This window comes from Burkholderia sp. MSh2 (assembly GCF_000731655.1).
In the GTDB taxonomy this organism is placed as follows: domain Bacteria; phylum Pseudomonadota; class Gammaproteobacteria; order Burkholderiales; family Burkholderiaceae; genus Burkholderia; species Burkholderia paludis.
This window is the reverse complement of record NZ_JPGM01000005.1, coordinates 152,487-168,674: the sequence shown is the minus strand read 5'-3', so window position 1 is coordinate 168,674 and position 16,188 is coordinate 152,487. Positions and strand designations below refer to the sequence as shown.

Genomic DNA, 16,188 nt, shown 5'->3' with positions numbered 1-16,188 from the left:
CGGGCTCCTTGCGTGAATCGGTTGCGTATCGGTTGGATCGGCGCCGCGCGACGAACGCGCGGGCGCGGGGGTGGATCGATGAACGGGGGCGGCGGTTCAGCCCGACCGGTAGGCGTCCAGCATCGGCGCGAACATCTCGTGCCACGCGCGCGGCTTCGCCTTGATCGTGCCGGCCAGGTACAGGAATTCGACGTAGTCCATCAACTGGTTCGGCAGGACCGAAAAGCGCGTGTCCGGCGCGGCGAGCATCCGCATCACGTCGTCGTGCGACACGCCGACGCCCGACGACGCCGCGTACAGCGCGGCCGCCGCGCGCGGGTCCTGCGCGATCAGGCGGTTCGCCTCGTCGAGCGCGGCGATGAACGCCACGGCCAGCGCGGGCTCCGTGTCGACGAGCCGCTTCGGCGCGAACACGACGTCGAGCGTCATCGGGCCGAGCACGTCGACCGAATTCACGACGCGGTGGATGCCCGGCTGGCGCAGCTCCAGCGTGGAGAACGGCGGCGACGTGAAGTGCGCGGTGACGCCGTTCTCGCGGCGGATCAGCGCCTGCATCGCCTGCGGATGCGGCAGGTTCACGGTGATCGAATCGAGCTGCGCGAAATGCGCGGGGCCGAGCTGGCGGCTCGCGACCATCTGCAGCACGACCGCCGACAGCGACGTGCGGATGCCCGGCACCGCGATCCGGTCGGACGGCGCGAAGTCGCGCAGCGACACGAGGCCCGGACGGTTCGCGTTCAGCGACAGCGACGTGGCCGACAGCCCGCTGATGCCGATCACCTCGACGTTCGGAATGCCGCGCGCCCGCGCCCACAGCTCGATGAAGCCGGGCGCGCCGGCGCCCGCGAAATCGAGCGTGCCGGCCATCATCGCGTCGTTGACGGAATTGCCGCCGTCGAGCAGCACCCAGTCGACCGCGACCTCGCGCAGGCCCTGGCGCGCCGCGTGCCGTTCGAACAGCCGCTGCTTCTCCATCACGAGCAGCGGCAGGTACAGCACGCCATAGCCTTTCGAGATCCGGACCGTGCGCGGCTTCGCGCGCACGAGCGACGGCGCGGCGAGCACGCCGAGCCCGGCGGCCAGCAACGCGCGGCGACGCGGCGACGCGGTCATGCGCACACCGCCATGCAACGGTCGGCCAACGGCCGCGCGCGGGCCATCGCCGCGCCGCGCCGCACGCCCGTCGTGCCCGTGACCTGCTGCATGTTGCCGTCTCCTTGAATATTTCTGGTATTAATGCCGTCCTTGCATTCTGCTTCCGGCTCGACACAGGTTATCGGCCGAGTCTGAGAAAATGCTGACATCCCGGCCCCGGGAAAACCCCTAACCCATCCTCTGCAAGACGGCACCATGCGCATTCTGGTCGTGGAAGACGATGCCGAGATCGGCGCGGCGATCCGCAGCCGCCTCGCGCGGCTCGGCCACGCGGTCGATCTCGAAACCGACGGGGCAACCGCGAACGGGCTGCTGCGCGTCGAGCGCTTCGACCTCGTCGTGCTCGATGCGAACCTGCCCGGCATGGACGGCTTCGCGGTGCTGCGCCACCTGCGCGCAGCGGGCAGCACGACGCCCGTGCTGCTCGTCACCGCGCGCTCGGCGATCGACGATCGCGTGAGCGGCCTCGGCCTCGGCGCCGACGACTACCTGGTGAAGCCGTTCGACTATCGCGAGCTCGATGCGCGCGTGCAGGCGCTCCTGCGCCGCAACAGCGGCCATGCGAACGACGTGCTGACGCTCGGCGGCCTCGTGATCGACCGCAGCAGCCGGCTCGCTGAACTCGACGGCCAGCCGCTGTCGCTGTCGCGCCAGGAATTCGCGCTGCTCGAAATCCTCGCGAGCCGGCCGCAGCGGATCTTCTCGAAGGACGAACTGCTGAACCAGTTGTTCAGCTTCGGCAACGAGCCGACCGCGAACGCGGTCGAGCAGTATGTGACGCGCGTGCGCAGGAAGCTGCAGGGCAGCTCGGTCGAGATCCGCACCGCGCGCGGCATGGGGTACCAGATTGCCGCGCATTGACTGGTTCCCCAAGACGCTGTTCGGGCGCACGCTGCTGTTCGTCGCGATCGTCGTCGCGACCGGCGCCCTCGCACTCGCGGCGATCGCGCGCTACTACGCGGGCGTCGCGGCCGAGCGTGCATACGACCAGTTGCTGGGCGGCGCGTCGATCCAGGTCGCCGAGAACCTCTACGTGCAAGGCGGCGTGCTCGCGCTGAATCCGCCGGTGGCCGCGCTGTCGACGCTGTCGCGCTACGACCTCGTGTACTACAAGGTCGTCGACTCGCGCGGCATCGTCGTGGCCGGCTATAACGATCTCGCGAGCCCCGTGACGCTCGCCGCCGCGAAACAGGGCCCGGCGTTCGCGAACGGCCTGTACCAGGGGCACCGGATCCGCACCGCGACCATCGCGCGCTACATGCCCGAAGAGAGCACGCCGGGCTGGGCGCTCGTGACCGTCGCGCAAACCACCAATGCACGCCAGCAGCTCACCAACGACATGAGCCTCAAGGTGTGGACGCTGATCCTGCTGATGAGCGTGCTCGCGATCGGCGCAAGCGGCCTCGCGATCCGGCGCGGCCTGCGCCCGCTCGCGCAGATCGGCACGATCATCGCCGCGCGCGATCCGGCCGACCTGCGGCCGGTGGCCGTCGACACGCCGAGCGAGATCGACGCGATCATCGGGTCGATCAACGGGCTGATGCGCCGTCTGGCCGAACGCATCAACGCGATGCAGCGCTTCATCGCCGACGCCGCGCACCAGATGCGCACGCCGCTCGCGCGGCTCGATGCGCAGATCGAGCTGCTCGACGGCGAGGCCGATCCCGCACGCCACGCGGCGCGCCTCGACGCATTGCGCGCGACCTGCTCGGACGTCGGGCGGCTGACCGGCCAGTTGCTCAATCACGCGATGGTGATCCATCGCACCGAGGCCGTGCAGCAGCAGCCGGTCGAACTCGTCGCGCTCGCGAAGGACGTGCTCGGCCGCACGATTCCGCTCGCGGACGAGCGCGACGTCGCCGTCGCGTTCGCGAGCGACGCGCCGTTCGCGTGGATCGACGGCGACGCGATCAGCCTGCAGGAAGCGCTGTCGAACGTGCTGCACAACGCGTTGTTGCACGGCCATGCGGACGATCTCGTCGTGGCGGTCGCGAGCGCCGGTCACGCCGACGGCGCGATCACGCTGACCGTCACCGATAACGGTCGCGGCATCCCGCGCGAACACTGGGACGCCGCCTTGCAGCCGTTCGTGCGGATCGCGCCGGACGGCAGCGAGCGGCGCACCGGGTCAGGCCTCGGGCTCGCGATCGTGCAGGAGGTGATGAAGGCGCACGGCGGGCGCGTCGGGTTCGCGTTTCCCGACGCGGGCGGGTTCGCGGTCGTGCTGACGTTTCCGCGCGCGGCGAAGCTCCCGGCGGATGCCGCAAAGGCCGGCCGGACACGGCCGGGCAACTAGGCCGGGCGAACGCCATCCGGCGCAGGTGCGGCCGGGCCGGGCCAGTGCGTCATTCCGGTCGACGCGTCAGGCCCGGCGCATCATGGCCCGCGTCGAGGCTCGCGCGTCACCGCGCTCAGTCGCCGTCGCCGGCATCGCGGCCGAGCGCCGCCAGCCGCGCGACGAGCCGGTCCAGCTCGTCGTACTGACGCTCGCAGAACAGCCGGCACAATGCGTCGACGTCCGCGCGCTTCTCGACATCGATCGTCTCGACATACCGCTCCTGCTTCCCCTTGCCGATCCCGAAGAGCCCCTTCTTCACCCGCATGGAAACGGCATGCAACTGGAAGCCTTCCGCATGCGCATCGCCGAGCGCGGTCACCCACAATTCCCGCTGGTCGTCGGCCTGCTGCAGCACGAGGGCCGGCAACGGGCCTTCCTGCGCTTCGTCCCACTCCGCATGCTGCGCGGGCCACGGAAACGCGTCGAACGCCTGCGTGAACGACGCGTAGTCCGTCGCGCCTTGCGGATCCAGCTGATTGAAGTCGTAGCCGACTTTCTGAACGGAATAGGTCAACATGCGCGGCACTCCGTGGCGTCCGGTATCGGGAGAACGTCAATCTACCTTGAATGCCGCCGTCCATCAGTATTTTTCGCATGCCTGACAAAAAACAGGCGACCTACCCGACTGGAGAGGGCGCGGCGCACCCGTCCGCTGCGTTGACGCACGCCGATCAGTCGTGCGCGACATCGTATGCAATCCGGAACCCCGTGTGTCCGGTCGAGGTATCCCGCGGTCGCCCCGTCCGGGCGGCGATACGGTAGCGATAGCAGTAATCGCGATGGCACAGATACGACCCGCCTTTCAGCGTATGCTCCCGCTCCGCGAGCGCCTGACGATTGCGCGCCTTTCCCGCGCCCGACAGCGACTGCGTCAGGAACGGATCGGCGCACCATTCCCACACGTTGCCGCTGCAGTTGTACAAGCCGGCGGGATTCGGCGAAAACGCATCGACCCGAACCGTGCCGGCATACCCGTCCGGCGACGTGTTCAGATGGGGAAACACGCCGTGCCAGATGTTGCAGCACTGCATCTCGTCGGACGGCTCCTCGTCGCCCCAGGGATAGCGGCGCGCTTGCGCGCCCCCTCTGGCCGCATGCTCCCACTCCGCCTCGGTCGGCAGCCGGCCGCCGCACCACGCCGCAAACGCGCACGCGTCGTTCCACGACACGTGCACCACCGGATGCTGCTCGCGCCCCGCAACCGACGAACCGGGCCCCTCCGGCGCCGCCCAGCTGGCGCCGTCGATCGCCAGCCACCACGGGGCGTCCGCGACGCCCACGAGGTGATCTGCGCAGACGGAGGACGAGCGGAACACGTAACTCCAGCCGATGCGCTCGGCCTCCGTGCGATAGCCGGTCGCGGCGACGAACTCCGCGAAGCGCGCGTTCGAGACGGCATAGCGATCCATCCCGAACGCGCGCAACGTGACGCGCCGCCGCGGCCCCTCGCCGTCGGCCTTGATGACGGGCGTATCCGTGCCGACCCAGCTCCTGCCCGCCTCGAACCAGACGATGTCCCGGCTCGACGGCACGCCGGCGCCCGTGCTGTGGATGCGCGGCGCGGACGCATGCGCCGACACCGCGGACAATTGCTGGCGCTTTCCCGCGCCGGGACAGCACGATCGTTGCTTGTCGTTGCTCACGGTTCCTCCCTGCCGAAACGTCGTTTCCCCGTGTCTGCCGGCCACGGGGTGCCGAACCCGGGATGGCGTCGCACGTCAGCCACCCGACGCGGCCCCGGCCTGGGCCGCGCGCTTGCGCTCGACCTCGGCGCGCATGGCCTGCGCCTGGACGGCCAGGTGCGCCCGCCACCGCTCGGCGCGATCCGCGTGGCTGCGGGCCAGAAGCCGCGCCGGCTCGATCGCGCCCGCGGACGGCAGGCCGAGCCGCGTGTATTGGTCTTCCGGCGCATCGCTGGCCCGCATCAGGTCGCGCATGAGTTCGGCCATCCGCAGTTCGGCCGTCTCGTCGTACAGCGGGCGCTCCTGTCGCGGATCGTCATGCAGATCGAAAAGCAGCGTCCCCGACCGGTACGCATACCCGACAGGCCGGCTCGCGATCCGCATCGTCCGGACACCCTTGGTAAACGAAAAGGGTTCGGACAACTCGATGTCCCGCAGTTCGTCGACGCTGAACCGCTCCCGCATGTGGGTGGGCATCAACGTATATTCGTACAGCGGTTCGTTACGGTCCGGATCGACGCCCGAGCGCATGTACACGTAGCGCCCGTCGGTCACGTTGACCTGTTCGCCATGCATGCCGAACAGCGCGGCCTCGCGAACGGGCGCGTCCGTGTCGATCGTTCTCCAGAGCGCACTGCCCTGCATGTCCGGCGTGGGCGCCAGACCGAAAAAGTCGAGCAGCGTCGGCGCGAGGTCGATCATCTGCACGAGCGAACGGCGGCGTACGCCGGCCCGACGCCAGCGCGGATCCCAGATGAAGAGCGGCGTGTTGGCGAGTTCGTTGAACCACGGCTGGACTGTCTTTGCCCACCACCCGTGCTCGCCGAGCATGTACCCGTGGTCGGTGCAGACGATCAGCATCGTGTCGCGCCACAGATCGAGTTCGTCCATCAGATCGAGCACCCGCCCGAGCGAGTGGTCGCACATGGACACGAGCGCGGCATACCCGGCCTGCGCCGTGCGCAGGTCGCCGTCCGTCTCGGCGGCGGAGACCGGGCCGTAGGGCGGCCAGTCGAAGTGCGTGCCGTCTCGATCGCCCGGGTAAAGGTCGCGATACTTCGGATAGCTGGCGAACGGCTCGTGAGGATCGAACGTCTCGATCTGCAGGAACCACGAATCCTTGTCGTGATTCTTTCTCAGGAACGCTTCACCCGCATCGAAGGTCAGCGTCTGCGGATGCAGATCCTCGGTCGGGTAATACTGGCGGTTCACGAAATCCTGCCGCGCGGCTGTCTCCTTCAACGCGCCTTTCAGCCGTGCCGGCATCGGGGGCGGGCCGAGTTCCGCCTTCCACGGGTCGCCCTCCTGCCCCCGGAAGAATTCCCAGCTGCTGTATCGCGTGTGATAGGTCGCGCCGCCGTCTTCCCAGTAGTGCGGGTGATCGCTCGCCAGATGGGTGTGAATGCCCTTCTTGCGGAGCATGTCCGGCATCGAATCGTCGAACGGCTCCAGCGGCCCCCAGCTTCGATGCAGGAAGTTGTAGCGCCCGGTGTGCAGTTCCCTGCGCGCCGGTATGCAGGCCATGCTGCCGATATAGCAGTTGTCGAAGGTCGCGCTGCGATCGGCGAGCCGCTGAAAATTCGGCGCGTTGACCCAGGTGTTGCCGTACGGCGGCAGCATGTGCCGGTTCAGGCTGTCGTACATCACGAGTATGGCTTTCATGATCGGTTCGATTCACTCCATGTTTGATGCATCGTGTGCGGCCTGCTCGTCGCATCGTTCACGTGCGGCTCGCCGCCGGAACGGTCGCGGCCCCTTGGCCGCCGCAGCGCATCCGATGATCCCGACGGTTCCCGTCTTACCGGGTCTGCGGACTGATGCGCAGCCGATTACGCACCTCGCCGACGCCCGGCACGCGCTGCGCGACCGACGCGGCCAGCGCGGCCTGCTCGGCATCGGCCACCTCGCCGGACAACGTGACGACGCCGGACCTCGCGAAGATCAGCAGGCGGCTCGAATCGAGACGCTTCGTTCGCGCCAGCGCACCCGCCACCTGCTTGCGCAACCGTCGGTCGGCCGCCTTCGTCGCCTTGCGCGACTCGCTGCCGGACGCTGACGCCGACACCGATGCCGACGCAGCCGCCGATGCCGATGCCGACGCTGGAGTCGCCGCCCCCCCGCCCTGCGATTCCTGAGCGGCGGCACTCAGCGCACTCAAAGCGATCGTCCATGCCACCAGATAGCGGCTTCCCCTTCTGCAAACCTGCATGTCGTTTCTCCCGTTGTTCCCCCGGCATCGCCTCGCGTCGTGCGCCGCGATGCCATGGGCCGTACCTCTAAAACTGCGTCATGACGCCGATCGACACCCCGCTCACGGTGCGCCCGTCGGGACGCAGGTTCAGTGCCGACACGTTCGTCGGATCCTTCTTGTAGGCCCCAGAGAAGCCGTTCCGGTCGAACTCCACATAGAGTTCCGACCGCTTCGACAGGAAGTACTCGAGCATCGCGTACGAGCTTGTCTTCCGGCCATCCGCCCCGGCAACGTTTTGCAGGTTGCTGGCCATGTCGTAATAGGTGGCGCCGGTGAACTGCAACGTCGGCGTGATCTGGTAGACGATGCCGACCCCGGGAATGTTGTCGCGCCGCTTGCTGCCGGCCGCGCTCGCCGCGGAGACCGCCAGCGCGCTGTAGTTCAGGTACAGCCGCGTCGGCCCGAGCTGCCACGTCGCGCCGCCCATTGCGGTTTGCGCCCACTGGTTGGTGGTGGCGCTGTAGGTCTTCTGGTACGCGGCCGCGAGCAGCAGCGAGCGGAACTGATAGCTGGCGCCGGCGGCCAGATTCGTACCCGTGTGCCAGTCGCCTGCCACGCCTCCCGGCGAATAACTGGCTCTCAGCGTGAAGCCGCCGAGCCGGCCGACGTACTTGACCGTATTGTTGAAACGGGCATCGAGCGTAAAGAAATTGCCGCCCCAGACAATGCCGGGCGTCATCGCAAGCGTCGAGCCATTCGCCTGGTTCGGATCGAGTTGAACGCCGATATCTTCGGCGGCGTTCAGCTGGCGTCCAAGCGTCAGCCGGCCGAATCCCCCCTCCAGCCCGACGTACGCCCGCTGCGAGAAAAGCGTATTCGACGATTTCAACGCACCGGTGCCCAGATTGAAGCCGCTCTGCAGCATGAAGACGGCCCTCACTCCGCCGCCCAGGTCCTCCTTGCCCGTGAAACCGAGGGTGTTGCCCGCAATCGGATTGTTGTCGAAGCCGACCTGCTGCCCGCCCTTCCCGCCATCGGTCCATCGAACGCCGCCGCCGAGCGTGCCGAACAGCGTCACGCTCGACTGCGCGTGCGCACCTCCGCCAATCACCAGCGCAACCATGCCTAATGTCAGTCTCCTCACCACGCTTCCCCTTCAATAATTAATATTCCTTATTAAATTCCACGCTAAAACAGACAACATCGAACGGGGCTTCTCCGAGCTCCTGTACGGGCCGGGCGCGAAGGCGTACCTGACGTACCGCCTGCGCGCCCGGTTACTGCCTATCGATCTTCCTGCGCACGCCACTCGCCGGGGCGCGGCAAGTCGACCGGCGGAAAGCGAGAGCCTTTCGCGGCGGGCAGGACGTCGGCCGTTTCGACTTGCCAGCGCAACAGGCGCTCCAGCAACCCGGCCTCGACGTCGGCAAATTCCGGCCTGCCGGCCAGGTTCGTCGTCTCGCCCGGATCGGTCGCGCGCCGATACAGCTCGGGCGCCTCGTAGAGGCGCCACACATACGTCCACTCCGGCGTCCGGATGACCGCGGCCTTGCCCACCGTCTCCGGCTGCCCGCTTTGCAGCTTCGCCTTGATGTCGTACGGAAAGCCGGCCTGCTCGAAATGGTCGACTTCCCGGGTCAGGAAGCCGCCCTCGCTGAACACCTGCTCACGGTGCGCCTCCCCTGCCGCCAGGAGGCAGTGCGCGAAGCTTTTCCCGTAGTGCGCATGCGTCGCCTCCAGGCCGGCCAGCTCCAGCAGCGTGGGAAACACGTCGATCATCTCGACCATCGCGCTCGAGGTCGTGCCGGCCACGTCCGGCCCGGACGCGCCGGAGACGATGAGCGGATTGCGCAGCAGGCATTCGTGCACGCCCGACGGCCACTTCTCCGCGAGCCCGAAATCCCCGATGTATTCGCCGTGATCCGAAAAGAACGTGGTGACCAGGCGCCCCGGCTCGGTGGCGCGGCCGGCCGCCTCCATCACGCGGCCGACGTGGTGATCCAGTCTCGACACCATGCCGTAGTACACGGCGCGCAGTTCCCGCCATTGCGCGTCGGTCAGACGGTCCCATCCATGCGCGCGGGCCAGCGCCTCGACGTAAGCGGGCATCCGGCCATGTCCGACCGCACGCTCCGGCACCGCCGCGCGGTCGTACATCGAAAACCACGGCTCCTCCGCCTCGAACGGCGGATGCGGCGCAAACAGCGGAACATACAGCACCCACGGTTCGCGCGGCGGGGCGGCGAGCCAATGCTCCGCCGTGCGGATCACCACCTCGTCGTATTCGATGGCGGCCTGCTCCTGCGAACGCTGCCCCCGATAGAACGCGCGCACCATCGGGTCCGCGGGGTCCCCTTTCGCCTTGCTCTGCAGGAATTCCGCCGCGCTGCGCCGCGTCTCTTCCGGCAGGAAGCCATACTCATGCGCCGAACGTTCGGTCGCGCCGGGCGCGAACGAATCGCCGCGACCGCCGGCCATCGCCACGTGATAGCCGTTCTCCTTGAAGACGCGCAGGAAATTCGGCTCGTCCGGCCCCAGCAGGTAACCGAGCGTGCGATGCCCGGCCACGTGCGGATACTGTCCCGACAGGAACGACACGCGCGACGGCGAGCAGACACTGTGTTGTCCGAACGCCTGCGTGAACGCAACGCCGCCGGCGGCGAGCCGATCCAGGTTCGGCGTGCGGACGGGCGTCGCGGGATCAACCGCGTGAACGCAATCGGCGCGCAACTGGTCCGCGACGATGATGACGAAATTGGGCTTCGTGGTCATGAGATATCCGTTGGCAAAATACGAGTCGATGTCAGCGAACCGACCTGATCGCGGCGATGACGATCCCGCCGAGCAGCGTCGAGCAACCCGCCGCGAGGAACAGCGCGTCGAAGCGGATGGCGCCGCCCGGCATCGTCAGCCAGGTCGCGAGAAGGGAAAGGGAAAGCTGCGGCACGACGTTCGCGAGATGGAACACGCCCATGTCCTTTGCCGCCGCATTGCGGTCGGGCAGCACTTCCGTCACCAGCGCAAGGTCGACGGCGAGATACGCGCCCTGCGCCACGCCCATCCACGCGATCACGGCCAGCAACTGCGAAAACGTCGCGCAGTACAGGAGCACCGGAAACCCGAGCGCCATCCCGATGCCGGCCCCGATCACGAAGACCTTGCGGCGCCGCAACCGGTCCGACAGCCGCCCGAACACCAGCGCACTGGCCGTCATGGCCGTCGTGGCCACCAGCAGGCACATGAACATCGCGTGCGGCGTCTCCTTCGTCGACAGGCCGATCCGGTCCCGCAGATAGAACAGCAGGTAATACTGCAAGCTGCTGACGCCGAACAGCACCAGCGCACGCGACAGCCACGCGATCGCGAAGTCGGGATGCCTGACCGGATTGGTCCAGAAACTCGCCGCCAGTTGCCGCCACTGCAGCGGTTTCACCTGGCGGACATCCAGTTGCCGGTCGTTGGCGAACACGACGAAGCAGGTGACCGCCACCAGCGCGATCGCCCCCTGCACCAGCGCGATCGACACGAGATCGGGGGCCAGTTGCCTCGCAATGCCGACGCCCAGGAGAATGCCGATCGGCGGCGTGAATCCGACGATCGACGAATAGAAGCCGAGCTTCTCGGAGCGGACCTGATCCGGAAGCACCGCGTTCAGGCCGCTCAAGATCGAATTGAAGGTCAACGCCATCAGCCCCCATCCGAGCGCGAGCTGCGCGGGCGTGCGCGCGGTCGCCATGACGGCCATCGCGCCGAGCCCGCCCAGCATGCCGCCCAGGATCCACGGCTTGCGCATGCCCCAGCGCGAGCGCGTGTGATCGCTCAGCACGCCGAATATCGGCTGCGCGACCAGGCCGATGAACGAGCCGATGCCGAGCGCCCGCGCCAGCACGGTTGCCTTGTCGGTCGGCGAGATGCGTTCCGCCAGCATCGGCAGGATCATCATCGGATACGGCAACATCGCCAGCCAGACGCCGACGAAGGCGACGGTCAGCGTCACGCCGAGATACCGGTTGGCCGTTTTACGGGCCGATACATAGATCAATTCGTCCATATCCCCTCCATTCATCATGCGCCGCCGCCCGCTCAGCGCCCGAACACCCGCCCGTCGAGCTGCACCGACCCCGCGATCGCGTGATCGGTCGCCGCGCGCGCCAGCGCGATGCGATACGCGCCGGCCGCGATCCGCCACTGTCCGGCCGATCCGTCGAACCGGGCCAGCAGGCGCGGATCGACGCTCAGCGCCACGCGGATGGATTCGCCCGCGCGCAACGTCACGCGCTCGAACCCGAGCAGCCGCACGCGCGGCTCGCCGCAGGCATTCGTCAGGTAGAGCTGCGGCACGTCGTCGCCGTCGCGCGCGCCGGTGTTGGTCACCGTGAAGCGCGCCGTCACCGTGTCGCCGCCGTCGAGCCGCAGGTCGTCGTACGCGAAGCGCGTATAGCTCAGCCCGAAGCCGAAAGCGAAGCGCGGCGTCCGCCCCGTCCTGGCGAACCAGCGATAGCCGACGTCCGCGCCCTCGTGGTAGTGCACGTCGATCGGCGTGCCGAGTTCGACGTCGGCGCCCGGCAGCGCCGGATGCGGCGTGTGCGCGACGTCGGCCGGAAACGTGACCGGCAGGCGGCCCGACGGATTGACGCGCCCCGTCAGGATCTCCGCGATCGCCTGCGCGCCCGCCTGCCCCGGATACCACGCCTGCACGATCGCCGCGACATCGCCGCTCCATGGCATCGCGACCGGGTTGCCGGTCTGCAGCACGACCACCGTATCGGGGTTCGCGCGCGCCACCGCGTCGATCAGCGCATCCTGGCCGAACGGCAGCGTCATGTCGGGGCAATCGAAGCGTTCGCCCTCGTGACGGATCGCGTTGACGATCACGACGTCGGCGCGGCGCGCGAGCGCGACGGCGTCCGCGACGTGCGCGCCGCTGTCGTATTCGACGATCGCGTCCGGCAACTGCGCCCGCAGCGCCGCGAGCGGCGACCCGCCGCCGATGCACATCGCGGTCGGCCCGAGCAGCGGATGGCTGCGCATCGGCACGACCGCCGCATAGCCGCCGTGCGGCATCACCTGGCTGGAACCCGAACCGGACAGCACGCCCGCCTGCGCGAAGCCGCCGATCACCGCGACGCGGCGCACCGCCGGCAGGAGCGGCAGCACCTGCCGGTCGTTCTTCAGCAGCACGATGCCCTCGCGGGCGATCTGCAGCGCGATCGCGTCGTGCGCGGCGAAATCGACCGGCTCCGGCGGGCGCGCGCGATCGATGCCGACCGCGTAGCAGGATCGCAGGATGCGCGTCACCATCTCGCCGATGCGCGCCGGCGGCACCTTGCCTTCGTCGTACGCGCGCCGCAGCGGCCCGTTGAACCACTCGGCCTCGTCGAGCTGCGCGCCCGAATGCTGGTCGAGGCCCGCGAGCGCGGATTCCCAGCCGTACACCGAGCGCCAGTCCGACATGATCCAGCCCTTGAAGCCCATCGCGTCCTTGACGATGTCCTGCAGCAGCGGCCGGTTGCCGCTCGCATACGCGCCGTTGACCTGGTTGTAGGCGGCCATCAGCGCGCCGGGCGCGCCCGCCTCGATCGCGATCTGGAACGCGAGCAGGTCGCTCTCGCGATGCGCGTCCGGATCGATCACGGCGTTCAGGAAGAACTTGTCGGTCTCGCTCGCGTTGAGCGACAGGTGCTTGAGCAGCGCGACCACGCCCTCGCGCTGCGTGCCGGCCACCACGCTGCCACCGATCCGCCCGGACAGCAGCGGATCTTCCGACACGTATTCGAAGTTGCGGCCGTTGCGCACGTCGCGCACCAGGTTGATGCCGCCGCCCAGCGCGACGTTGAAGCCGCGAGCGCGCGCCTCCCTGCCGATCGCCGCGCCCATGCGGCACGCCAGCGCGGGATCGAAGGTCGCGCCGAGCGCCAGCGCGGCCGGGAACGCGGTCGCGCGCTCGTCGGCGGTTTCGGTATGGCGCAGGCCGAGGCTCGCGTCGGCCAGCTTCAGCGCCGGCACGCCGAGGCGCGGCACGCCGGGGACGTAGCCGGCGATGACCGGCAGGTCGGCCGGCACGCGCGGCTCGCGGCCGGTACGGCCAAAGACCCGCACCATCAGGCTGTAGAGCAGCGAAAAGCGCTCGTCGTCGGTCATGCGGGCTTCGGTTTCCCGCGCGCGGGCGTCGGGACAATCCGCCGGCGCCATGTACGGGCCGGCCGGCTCGGAGGATTCGAGGGGATGCTGCAGATGGGTCGTGGGTTTCATCATGCGTGGCGTCGAATGAACGGGACCGGCAGGCACCGCGCTCGCATCGCCATGCCGAGCGGGTGCCGCCGAATAATTATCCGAGTGGATAATTATTGTTTTGAACCTGCGTGTCAAGCGTGTGACCGCTCTAATGGCGGCGGGGTTTTCCCCGACCCGTGCGGGCTGCGGCATCGCGCGGGCGCACCGCGTCGGGCCGGGCCGGCCCGTTGCGGCCGGCCCGGACGGACGGCACAATCCGGGGATTCGATCAAGGACAGGACACATGCAGATTGCCCGGCAGGCGCAGCAGGAGCGCGGCGAACAGACCCGTTCGGAAATTCTGGGCATCGCGCTCGAACAGTTCTCGACCCGCGGTTTCGACGCGGTCAGCGTGCGCGACATCGCGGACGCGGCCGGCGTGAACCACGCGATGATCCGCTACTACTTCGGCAACAAGGAGAACCTGTGGCGCGCCAGCGTGACGCAGCTGTTCGACCGGTTCATGGAGGGGGTCGCGCTGCCGGACCCGGCGTCGGACACGTTCTCGATCGACGCCGTCAAGCAGTACATCCGCAACTACGTGCGCTATTGCGCCGCGCATCCCGAGCATGCGCGGCTGATGATGCAGGAGGCCAACCGCGATTCGGAACGCCTGAAGTGGATGGCGGAAACCTTCGTGCGGCCGCGCCACGATCGCTCGGTGCCGCTGATCCGCCTGGTCAGCGAGACGACCGACGGGCTCGCGCGGATCGACCCGGTCGTGCTGCTGTACATGATTACCGCGATCGCGCAGGTGCCCTATCTGCTGACGGCCGAAATGCGCTACGCGCACGGCATCGACGCGCTCGACGAGCGGGCGATCGACGCGCATTGCGACGCCGTCGTCGCGTTCATCTTCCGTTGAAACGTCGGGTGCGCGGCGCGACCGCGCCGCGCCGGCGCCCTCGCCCGGTGCGCGCGGCTACGCCGCGACCTCGCCGCCGAGATACGCATCCCTGATCCGTTCGTCCGCGAGCAGCGCCTGCGCCGGCCCTTCGAGCACGACGCGCCCGGTCTGCAGCACGTAGCCGTAATGCGCGATCTCCAGCGCGAGGCTCGCGTTCTGCTCCACCATGAACACCGTCACGCCCTGCCTGTTGATCGCGTCGATCAGCTCGAGCACCTTGTCGACGTAGAGCGGCGACAGCCCCATCGTCGGCTCGTCCATGCAGATCAGCTTCGGCCGCGCCATCAGCGCGCGCGCCATCGCCAGCATCTGCTGCTCGCCGCCCGACAGCGTGCCCGCACGCTGCGCGAGCCGCTCCCGCACCCGCGGAAACAGGTCGAGCACGCGCGCGTAGTCCTCCGCCACCGCCGTGCGGTCGCCGCGCGTGTAGGCACCCATCAGCAGGTTCTCGCGCACGCTCATGTCGCCGAACAGCCGCCGCGCCTCGGGCACGGCCGCGATCCCGCGCCGCACGCGCTGCGGCGTCGCGAGCGCCGTCACGTCGTCGCCGTCGAAGCGCACGACGCCGCGCTTCGGCCGCATCAACCCGAGAATCAGCTTCATCGTCGTCGACTTGCCGCTCGCGTTGCCGCCGAGCAGGCTGACGATCTGCCCGCGGCCGACTTCGAAATTCACGTCGAAATGCACCTGCACCGGCCCGTAGAACGTGTCGAGGTGTTCGAGTTTCAGCAGCGCGTCGGTCATGGTCGTGTCGGGTCCGGAAGAAAGCGCGGTCATGCGACCGCCTGCGCGGGGTGCGGCGCGTCGGCGCCGCCCGCATGGCGGCGGCCGAGGTACGCCTCGATCACGCGCGGATCGTGCCGCACGTCGCGCGGCGCGCCTTCGGCGATCTTCACGCCGTTGTCGAGCACCATCACGCGGTCGGACACGCGCATCACGAGTTCGAGCTTGTGCTCGATCAGCAGGATCGTGAGGCCGCGCGCCTTCAGCGACTGGATCAGCAGCAGCATCTCCGCCGTTTCCGTTTCGTTCATCCCGGCCGTCGGTTCGTCGAGCAGCAGCAGCCGCGGATGCAGCGCGAGCGCACGGCCGATCTCCACGCGCCGCCGGTTCGCATACGACAGGCTGTGCGCCGGATGATCGATGCGCGGCGTGAGCCGTTCGCCGAACCCGGCGACGATCGCGCGCGCCTCGTCGCGCAGCGCCGCCTCCTCGCGGCGCACCGACGCGGGCCGCACGAGCGCGCGCAGCACCTCGGCGGCCGCGCCGAGCACGGGCCAGCCGGGCCGCGCCGCGCGCAGCCGCGCATGTGCGCCGATCAGCACGTTGTCGAGCACGCTCAGGTTGCCGAACACGCGGCCGTGCTGGAACGTGCGCGCGATGCCCAGCGCCGCGAGCCGTTCGGGCGCGGTGCCCGTGATGTCGCGGCCGTCGAACGTCACGCGGCCGGCGTCGGGCCGGTCGGCGCCCGCGATCAGGTTGAACAGCGTGGACTTGCCGGCGCCGTTCGGGCCGATCACGCTCAGCAGTTCGCCGTCGGCGAGCGTCAGGCTCGCGCCGTCGAGCGCGGTCACGCCGTCGAAGCGGCGCGTCAGGCCCTGCACGTCGAGCAAGGGTCGAGGGGTCGTCATCGTCTGTCTCC

Annotated in this window: 14 protein-coding genes; 3 read left to right on the top strand and 11 right to left on the bottom strand. The window is 68.8% G+C overall.

Annotated elements, in window-relative coordinates; genetic code table 11:
• Positions 1 to 96 precede the first annotated feature (96 nt).
• On the bottom strand, positions 97 to 1,113 hold the full coding sequence (locus tag GQ57_RS04295; protein WP_034197161.1) for an ABC transporter substrate-binding protein: 1,017 nt from the start codon (positions 1,111 to 1,113) through the stop codon (positions 97 to 99).
• 237 nt (positions 1,114 to 1,350) lie between these two features.
• Between GQ57_RS04295 and GQ57_RS04290 the strand changes: the two genes are divergently transcribed.
• Both GQ57_RS04290 and GQ57_RS04285 read left to right on the top strand, forming a co-directional pair.
• Positions 1,351 to 2,016: a response regulator transcription factor gene (locus GQ57_RS04290; protein ID WP_031398222.1), complete on the top strand. Its 666-nt coding sequence runs from the start codon at positions 1,351 to 1,353 to the stop codon at positions 2,014 to 2,016.
• A complete protein-coding gene (locus tag GQ57_RS04285; RefSeq protein ID WP_034197160.1) occupies positions 2,003 to 3,451 on the top strand; it encodes a sensor histidine kinase in 1,449 nt (482 codons plus the stop codon). Before GQ57_RS04290 ends, GQ57_RS04285 begins: the two co-directional genes overlap by 14 nt.
• A 115-nt stretch (positions 3,452 to 3,566) precedes the next feature.
• On the opposite strand, the gene GQ57_RS04280 is transcribed toward GQ57_RS04285, so the two are convergent.
• From GQ57_RS04280 to GQ57_RS04245, 8 genes are all read right to left on the bottom strand, one after another.
• The gene (locus tag GQ57_RS04280; RefSeq protein WP_034197226.1) at positions 3,567 to 4,010 is read right to left on the bottom strand and encodes a hypothetical protein; all 444 of its coding nucleotides are present in this window, start codon (positions 4,008 to 4,010) and stop codon (positions 3,567 to 3,569) included.
• A 154-nt stretch (positions 4,011 to 4,164) separates the two neighbouring features.
• A complete protein-coding gene (locus GQ57_RS04275; RefSeq protein ID WP_081894870.1) occupies positions 4,165 to 5,136 on the bottom strand; it encodes a formylglycine-generating enzyme family protein in 972 nt (323 codons plus the stop codon).
• A gap of 75 nt (positions 5,137 to 5,211) precedes the next feature.
• Complete coding sequence (locus GQ57_RS04270; RefSeq protein WP_034197159.1) at positions 5,212 to 6,837, bottom strand: sulfatase; 1,626 nt, start codon at positions 6,835 to 6,837, stop codon at positions 5,212 to 5,214.
• A 136-nt stretch (positions 6,838 to 6,973) separates the two neighbouring features.
• Positions 6,974 to 7,384 (bottom strand): BON domain-containing protein, encoded by a 411-nt coding sequence (locus GQ57_RS04265; protein ID WP_081896578.1) that lies wholly within the window; start codon positions 7,382 to 7,384, stop codon positions 6,974 to 6,976.
• 67 nt (positions 7,385 to 7,451) lie between these two features.
• Positions 7,452 to 8,489, bottom strand: a complete 1,038-nt coding sequence (locus tag GQ57_RS04260) for a porin (protein ID WP_031398228.1) — start codon at positions 8,487 to 8,489, stop codon at positions 7,452 to 7,454.
• Positions 8,490 to 8,650: 161 nt separating this feature from the next.
• Positions 8,651 to 10,138 (bottom strand): sulfatase-like hydrolase/transferase, encoded by a 1,488-nt coding sequence (locus tag GQ57_RS04255; RefSeq protein ID WP_034197158.1) that lies wholly within the window; start codon positions 10,136 to 10,138, stop codon positions 8,651 to 8,653.
• 31 nt (positions 10,139 to 10,169) lie between these two features.
• Complete coding sequence (locus tag GQ57_RS04250; protein WP_034197157.1) at positions 10,170 to 11,417, bottom strand: MFS transporter; 1,248 nt, start codon at positions 11,415 to 11,417, stop codon at positions 10,170 to 10,172.
• Between the two features lie 32 nt (positions 11,418 to 11,449).
• Positions 11,450 to 13,621: a beta-glucosidase family protein gene (locus tag GQ57_RS04245; RefSeq protein WP_200880649.1), complete on the bottom strand. Its 2,172-nt coding sequence runs from the start codon at positions 13,619 to 13,621 to the stop codon at positions 11,450 to 11,452.
• Positions 13,622 to 13,883: 262 nt separating this feature from the next.
• Here GQ57_RS04245 and GQ57_RS04240 point away from each other — a divergent pair, with 262 nt between their 5' ends.
• Complete coding sequence (locus GQ57_RS04240; RefSeq protein WP_031398232.1) at positions 13,884 to 14,504, top strand: TetR/AcrR family transcriptional regulator; 621 nt, start codon at positions 13,884 to 13,886, stop codon at positions 14,502 to 14,504.
• 57 nt (positions 14,505 to 14,561) lie between these two features.
• Here GQ57_RS04240 and GQ57_RS04235 read toward each other — a convergent pair whose 3' ends face one another.
• Positions 14,562 to 15,323 (bottom strand): ABC transporter ATP-binding protein, encoded by a 762-nt coding sequence (locus GQ57_RS04235; RefSeq protein WP_031398233.1) that lies wholly within the window; start codon positions 15,321 to 15,323, stop codon positions 14,562 to 14,564.
• The gene (locus tag GQ57_RS04230; RefSeq protein ID WP_031398234.1) at positions 15,320 to 16,177 is read right to left on the bottom strand and encodes an ABC transporter ATP-binding protein; all 858 of its coding nucleotides are present in this window, start codon (positions 16,175 to 16,177) and stop codon (positions 15,320 to 15,322) included. The genes GQ57_RS04235 and GQ57_RS04230 overlap by 4 nt, the downstream gene beginning before the upstream one ends.
• Positions 16,178 to 16,188: the final 11 nt, after the last annotated feature.